Here is a 4,404-nt window from a genome sequence, read left to right as displayed (position 1 = left end):
CAGCGCATGCGATGACCTGTCCCCACACGGCGAGGGACATATCGGGCACCCAGCCGTTCACGGCGACGACGTCAGACCACAGACGAATCGAGGTTGAAGCGTCGGTCCGTTGACTGGCCGGCCGAATACCCTGGATGGTGCGCAATGCGTCATGCGTCATACGATGGTAGGGACGACCGCAATGCCGATACTCGGGCGCCGCCAGGCTGAAGGGTCGCGTTCTTGTGGCCCATGCACGCGACGCCACTTCGAACACCTCGAAACGCTGGAGTTGCACTGTGGCCTCTTCTGTGAACCGCCCAACGGCCGTAGGCTCCGCATCGACAACCCCCGCCGCTTGCCCCGCCGCGGCACGCGCATATCCGTTCAGCGAACCGCATCGGCTCGACTTGGATCCGCTCTACACGAAACTCCAGGAAAAAGAGCCCGTATGCAGGGTCCAAATGCCCTATGGAGAGCAATCCTGGCTCGCCATGGGTTACCGGGAGGTGCAGACGGTCCTGTCTGATCCGCGGTTCAGCATGGCCGTCGGCCGAGGTCGTGACGAGCCCCGAATCCGACCACGGCAGCTGAGCGAAGAGCGCAGCCTCATGGGAATGGATCCGCCGGAACTTACTCGGTTGCGGAGACTGGTCGCCCGCGCTTTCACCCCTCGCCGGGCACAACTGCTCCGGCCCCGCGTCCAGAAGATAGCCGAGGGCATCGTCGATCACATGACCGAGTGTGGCCCACCGGCTGACCTCGTCGAGGATTTCTCGCTGCCCTATTCCATCGCCGTCATCTGCGAGCTCCTCGGCGTGCCCTATGGAGACCGCCACGACTTCAGAACCTGGGCCGAGGCTTTTGTGACTGCCTCGTGTCTGTCCGAAGAAGAGACCTGGGAGCGCATTGCACGCCTCGCCGCCTACATGGCTGCGTTGATCGCCGAGCGGCGCGAAAAACCTGCCGACGATCTCCTCAGTGCCATGATTCAGGCTCGTGATGAGGACCACGATCGTCTGACGGAAGACGAACTTCTCCACCTTGCCGTGGTCCTGCTGGTCGCAGGCTACGAGACCCTGGCCAATCAGATCCCCGACTCCGTCTACGTCCTGCTCACCCTTCCCGAGCAACTCGCGTTCCTGCGAGAACGTCCTGAGCGCATCCCGTGCGCTGTCGACGAACTCCTCCGGTACATCCCCAGCGGAAACGCGGGCGCGCTCTTCCCCCGCTACGCGACGGAGGACGTCCTGCTGGGCGGGTGCACCGTGAAAGCCGGTGACCCGGTCCTGATTTCTCTGCACGCAGCCAACCGCGATCCCCGAGTCTTCCCCGATCCGCACACGGTGGATCTCACCCGCACTCCCAACCCCCACATCGGCTTCGGCTACGGCGCACACACCTGCCTCGGCGCCCACTTGGCGAGGGTGGAAATCGAGATTGCACTGGGCACCCTGCTGAGCCGCTTCGCCGTACTGAGGCTGGAGCCGGACGCCGACTCTGTGGAGTGGAAGGAAGGCATGGTGCTTCGCGGGCCTTCCCGCATGCCCATCGCCTGGTGATGCCTGGTGAACGGCCGGCTTGCGGAGAAGTGGGCCATCCGGCCGCCGCGAAAGTGGGCCATCCGGCCGGCCGCGAGCGTGTGCCGAGGGTGGCGGCATGGAGCGCGGGGGCTGGCACTCGAGCGGCGGGAGGATGGCCGTCCCGGGCTCGGCTCCAGGGTTACGCGCAGCCGCAGCAGGACGGCGCCGCCAGCCCGCAGACCTGGAAAAGTCGGACTACTGGAGCAGATCTCGGTTCTTCGTCCGCTGACCGCGCCGCCCCCATCCGTGACCCGTCTGACCCGGAACCGCTCCTGCTTGCGCGGGAAAGAGGGCCAGGATGTGGCTACCCTGCTGATCGCCGTCGGCGACAACTCTGCGCGGTTGGCCAGCGAGGCGCCTTTCGCCGTTCCGTGCGGTGTCGGCCCGGTCGAGCAGTCCTCCGTAAAGACCGCCGACGACGACTGAACCGCGGCGGTGACGGTCGGGCCGACGACGCTTTTTACCGGATTGCCGCGGTACGACGAGATGCTGTGCATGATTGCGTACGGATTGGACGCGTAGGTTTGCGTGCACGTGCCGATCGCTCCAACAGAGGTGGCCCCACGGGTCACCTACGGTTCCCGTTTCCGGTGATGACCTCATCGATGTCTCCCGCGGCAGCTGTGCTGCCCGCTCCTGAGGCACTGCGTTCGTGGGCGACGAGGACTTGGTAGGGCTTGGCCGTCCCTCCCCGCCCGCTGGCGGGGAAGGCGCGGGCACTGGGCGGCCGACGGTACCGCCGCACGTGGCGTGCCGCCGCTTGGCGAGGGCCTTGTCCGTCCACAGCAGACGAGAAAAAGCAAAGGCAAGGAGTCACCGACGCCTTGCCGCTGTCGACTTGTAGCGCACGGTGGGGCTTGCGGCAAGCCCCACCGCGTGCCGCAGAATCGTCGGCTGAGGCCAGAATCTACGGAAATGAGGAATTCGCGAAATGCGTGTACTTTTGATGACCTATGGGTCGCGCGGAGACGTCGAACCGGTGGCGGGACTCGCGGTGGCGCTACAGGGGCTCGGCGCCGAGGCGCGGGTGTGCGCGCCGCCGGATGAGGAGTTCGCGGAGCTGCTGGGCGGTGCCGGTGTGCCGCTGGTGCCCTTCGGGCCGTCGGTGCGCTCGCTGGTGAGTGGAGCGAAAGCGGCGGATCCCTTCCGGGTCGCAGGCGAGTTGGTCGCCGCGCACTTCGACACGATCGCCGCGGCGGCCGAGGGGTGTGACGCGCTGGTGGCGACCGGTTTGATGCCGGTCGGCGTGCGGTCGGTGACCGAGAAACTGGGCATCCGTTACGTGTTCGCGTGTTTCCAGCCGATCGTACTGCCGTCTCCCCACTACCCGCCGCCGCTGCCAGGCCCACCGCTCCCACCGGACGCGACCGACAACCGAGTGCTGTGGGATCGGGACGCCCAGAAGGCGAACGCGCTGTATGGCGAAGCGCTCAACAGCCACCGGGCGTCGATCGGCCTGCCACCCGTGGACAACGTCCGTGACCATGTCTTGACCGGTCGGCCGTGGTTGGCGTCCGACCCGGTCCTGGGGCCGTGTCAGGAGCTGACGGACCTCGACGTGGTGCAGACCGGCGCGTGGATTCTGCCGGACGAACGCCCGCTGCCGGACGAGCTGGTGGCGTTCCTGGAGGCCGGCGAACCGCCGGTGTACGTGGGCTTCGGCAGCATGCCCATGTGCACGGCGACGGACATCGCCCGGGTGGCCGTCGAAGCGGTGCGCGCGCAGGGCCGCCGGGTACTCGTCGGGCGCGGTTGGGCCGACCTGGCCCTGATCGACGACCGGGACGACTGCTTCGTCGTCGGCGAGGTCAACCACCAGGCGCTGTTCCGGCGGGTGGCCGCCGTCGTGCACCATGGCGGCGGGGGCACGACCACGACGGCCGCCGTGGCGGGTGCGCCTCAGGTGGTGGTGCCGCAGATCGGGGACCAGCCGTACTGGGCGGGCCGGGTGGCTGAGCTGGGTATCGGCACGGCGCACGACGGCCCGGCTCCGACCTTCGCGTCCCTGTCGGCTGCGCTCAGAGCGGCCCTGAGCCCGGAGACCCGCGCAGGAGCGGCCGCCCTGGCCGGCACGGTCCGTACCGACGGGGCGAGGGTGGCTGCGAAGCTGTTGCTCGACGCTGCCGGGTGAGCAGGGCCGTTGGTCAACCATATCGGAAGGTCGGCGTACAGGCGCTGGGGCTTGTGGCGGGGCCGTCCCCGCAGGCCCCGTATGGACGGAAACCGCGTTCAGCAACGGCAGCAGCTGGGTAACATCGTGTCGGTTCTCGCCGGTGAGTGTGACGGCGAGCGGGGTTCCGTGGCGGTCGACGACCCTTGTCGGCGGAGGTCGCCCACCCGATGTTGGACGCCCCGCCGCCGGAGACCCGGCCGACCTGGAAGGCGGCCACGACAGTGCTGCCGAAGCCGTAGGTGTCCGGCTCGACCTCGGTGGCGTGCTGCGCCTGCGAGTCGGAGTACGGGTCGCTGCTGACCTGGGTGAGGGTCGCGGCCGCGGAGTGCGGTGCCGACGGCGGCGGTGGCGAGCGAGGAGTTGGCGAAGGCGGGGGTGGCGAACGCCATCGCCGCGGTCAGTGCGGCGACGAGCAGCGGTGTTCTTCGTCTGGCCGGTCCGGACATGTCTCTCCTGCGGTGTGGGGGTGGCGACGGCCACCGGTAGAGGGAACGGCAGGGGCGGCAGCGCGCCGTGACATGACGGACTCGCCCCAAGTGGCTCGGCGGGCATCGCGCACGGGATTGTGCATCAACAGGGACGGATTCGGAGGGCGTTGGCGGTGATCGGTGGGCCGATCGGGCCGAGCGGGAAGCGACGGACCGCCGGGGCGGGCGGTGGGATCACCCC

At 68.4% G+C, this 4,404-nt stretch carries 3 protein-coding genes and 1 pseudogene; 3 read left to right on the top strand and 1 reads right to left on the bottom strand.

Annotated features, from left to right (window positions below):
* Positions 1 to 389 precede the first annotated feature (389 nt).
* The 3 genes from AB0N14_RS39585 to AB0N14_RS39575 all read left to right on the top strand — a co-directional run bounded on the left by AB0N14_RS39585 (position 390) and on the right by AB0N14_RS39575 (position 3,693).
* Positions 390 to 1,541, top strand: a complete 1,152-nt coding sequence (locus AB0N14_RS39585) for a cytochrome P450 (RefSeq protein ID WP_366030532.1) — start codon at positions 390 to 392, stop codon at positions 1,539 to 1,541.
* A gap of 321 nt (positions 1,542 to 1,862) precedes the next feature.
* Positions 1,863 to 1,988, top strand: a complete 126-nt coding sequence (locus AB0N14_RS39580) for a hypothetical protein (RefSeq protein ID WP_366030531.1) — start codon at positions 1,863 to 1,865, stop codon at positions 1,986 to 1,988.
* Positions 1,989 to 2,493: 505 nt separating this feature from the next.
* The gene (locus AB0N14_RS39575; RefSeq protein ID WP_366030530.1) at positions 2,494 to 3,693 is read left to right on the top strand and encodes a glycosyltransferase; all 1,200 of its coding nucleotides are present in this window, start codon (positions 2,494 to 2,496) and stop codon (positions 3,691 to 3,693) included.
* 29 nt (positions 3,694 to 3,722) lie between these two features.
* Here the strand turns inward: AB0N14_RS39575 and AB0N14_RS39570 are convergent.
* A pseudogene (locus tag AB0N14_RS39570) lies at positions 3,723 to 3,876 on the bottom strand (IS5/IS1182 family transposase); the annotation flags it as partial.
* Between the last annotated feature and the right edge of the window lie 528 nt (positions 3,877 to 4,404).

Source organism: Streptomyces sp. NPDC051104, assembly GCF_040682835.1.
In the GTDB taxonomy this organism is placed as follows: domain Bacteria; phylum Actinomycetota; class Actinomycetes; order Streptomycetales; family Streptomycetaceae; genus Streptomyces; species Streptomyces cynarae.
Note: the sequence above shows the minus strand (reverse complement) of the source record. Positions and strands in the feature narration are given on the sequence as shown.

What these genes read in the sequence shown, in the direction of transcription:
- AB0N14_RS39575 (WP_366030530.1), top strand. Translation starts at nt 2,494, where the DNA reads ATGCGTGTACTTTTGATGACCTATGGGTCGCGCGGAGACGTCGAACCG.